This window comes from Mesorhizobium sp. M7D.F.Ca.US.004.03.1.1 (genome assembly GCF_003998635.1).
Lineage (GTDB): Bacteria > Pseudomonadota > Alphaproteobacteria > Rhizobiales > Rhizobiaceae > Mesorhizobium > Mesorhizobium loti.
In genome coordinates this window covers 1-378 of record NZ_RZQG01001894.1, presented here as the reverse complement: position 1 = coordinate 378, position 378 = coordinate 1, and the positions used below count along the sequence as shown (strand labels likewise).

Annotated in this window: 1 protein-coding gene; it reads left to right on the top strand. The window is 62.4% G+C overall.

What is annotated here, in order from left to right:
• Positions 1 to 378, top strand: a 378-nt coding sequence (locus EN935_RS40570; protein ID WP_127374477.1) for an FAD-dependent oxidoreductase, incomplete at both ends; no start/stop codon positions are given.

The following is a 378-nucleotide window of genomic DNA, read 5'->3' as shown; positions in this document are numbered from 1 at the left end:
GCCCGAAACAGGGTCGTCGCCAAACGGATCAAAGACGGTCGTGGCAGCGTGAGCGGCGCGGCTGCGGAATGGGACGTCGCGGTTGTCGGTGGCGGCATGGCTGGCCTTGCTGCTGCTTTGCGTCTGGTCGGGCTGCGGGTCGTGCTGATCGAGGCCGAGCCGCGCTTCGGAGGTCGGGTCGAGACCTTGGACGTGGGTGGCTTTACCTGGAATCGCGGTGCCCAGGTTGTGATTGACCGCAGCGGACCGACTGCACGGCTCGCTGATGACCTTGGCGTCTCACTACGCAAAATCAACAAATGTGGCATTCCCCTATGGATGTCGGGGAAACTCATTCAGGCGCGCAGCGATTTCAGCCTCTTTGCTGCATTGCCACTC